We start from the raw sequence: 1,168 nt of genomic DNA, 5'->3' as shown, positions 1-1,168 counted from the left end.
CCGTCTCGACCGGGTGGCTGTACGCGTGCCCGCCCAGGTACTCGCCCGCCTCGAAGAGCGTCACGTCGTACTTCTGGGACAACTGCCAGGCCGCGACGGCGCCTGAGCCGCCGCCACCGATCACGGCGACCCTGCTGTTTGCTGATTCCACGGTCATCACTTCCTGGGATCGGCCTGCGGCGCGGATTCGTCGCCGAGGATCTGTGCGCTCAATTTGGTCAGCACCGTGCCGGGACCGATCTCCTTGAAGGTCCTGTGCCCCGCACGGGCCAGATAGGTCGCGGTCTGCCACCACCGCACCGGCTTCACCAGCTGGAAGACCATCTCCTCCAACAGGTGTTGGGCACCCAGTGTCCGGCCGCTCGTCGTGGAGACGACGGTCCTGGTGGGCGGCGCGAACTCCCGATCACGCAGGAACAGGGCGAACGCGCGCCGAGCCTGCTCCATGTGCCGGGAGTGGAAGGCCCCGCTGACCGGCAGCCACACACAGCGGTGGCCGATCTCTTCGAGGCGTGGCACCAGCTCCTCCAGGCACGGCTTCGCCGCGCTGAGGACGACCTGGTCCGGGCTGTTGTAGTTGGCCACGTCCACGTCGAAGACCTCCAGTCGGACGAGGTCTTCGTCGATGGCGTGCGCCTGCGGTCCCAGGACCGCGACCATCGCTCCGCCCCGCGCCTCCTGCATGAGGGCGCCGCGCTTCGAGACGATCTCGAGCCCCTCGAAGAGGTCGAAGACGCCGACCGCGAACAGCGCCGGGTACAGCCCCAAGCTGTGCCCCGTCACGCACCGCACCGGCGCGTCCCCGTGCTGCTCGGTGTGGGCCAGGTACATCAGACAGCTGACGAAGTAGATCGCCTGCTGGGTGTACGAGGTCTCGTTGAGCAGCCCGCGGGGGTCCTCCAGGCACAGCTCGCGCAAGGAGTGGCCGACGAGGTCGTCGGCCCTCTCGCACAGCTGGGGATAGGCGTCGAACACGTCCCTGCCCATGCCCAGGCGCTGCGAGCCCTGCCCGGGAAACATCAGCACATCGCCGGCCATCGTCGCCCCCCGTCAGTTCAGCTCGAAGACGGTGAATGGCGCGGCGGCGGGTGCGGGGGCCGGGGCCTCCCGCACCGCCGGGGCGCTGCCCTCGACGGCCATGGACACCACTTCCTCCAGGGCCACCAGG

General features: G+C 69.2%; 2 protein-coding genes. Both read right to left on the bottom strand.

Features of this window, described 5'->3' with window-relative positions; translation table 11 throughout:
* The coding region (locus tag ACFW2E_RS47395) for an FAD-dependent oxidoreductase (RefSeq protein WP_384478512.1) at positions 1-157 on the bottom strand (157 nt) is incomplete at its 3' end.
* Positions 157-1,038 carry an ACP S-malonyltransferase gene (locus ACFW2E_RS47390; RefSeq protein WP_384478510.1) on the bottom strand — a complete coding sequence of 294 codons (882 nt, stop codon included), beginning with the start codon at positions 1,036-1,038 and terminating at the stop codon, positions 157-159. The genes ACFW2E_RS47395 and ACFW2E_RS47390, both read right to left, overlap by 1 nt.
* Positions 1,039-1,168: the final 130 nt, after the last annotated feature.

It is taken from the genome of Streptomyces sp. NPDC058964 (assembly GCF_042741275.1).
Taxonomy (GTDB): domain Bacteria; phylum Actinomycetota; class Actinomycetes; order Streptomycetales; family Streptomycetaceae; genus Streptomyces.
Note: the sequence above shows the minus strand (reverse complement) of the source record. Positions and strands in the feature narration are given on the sequence as shown.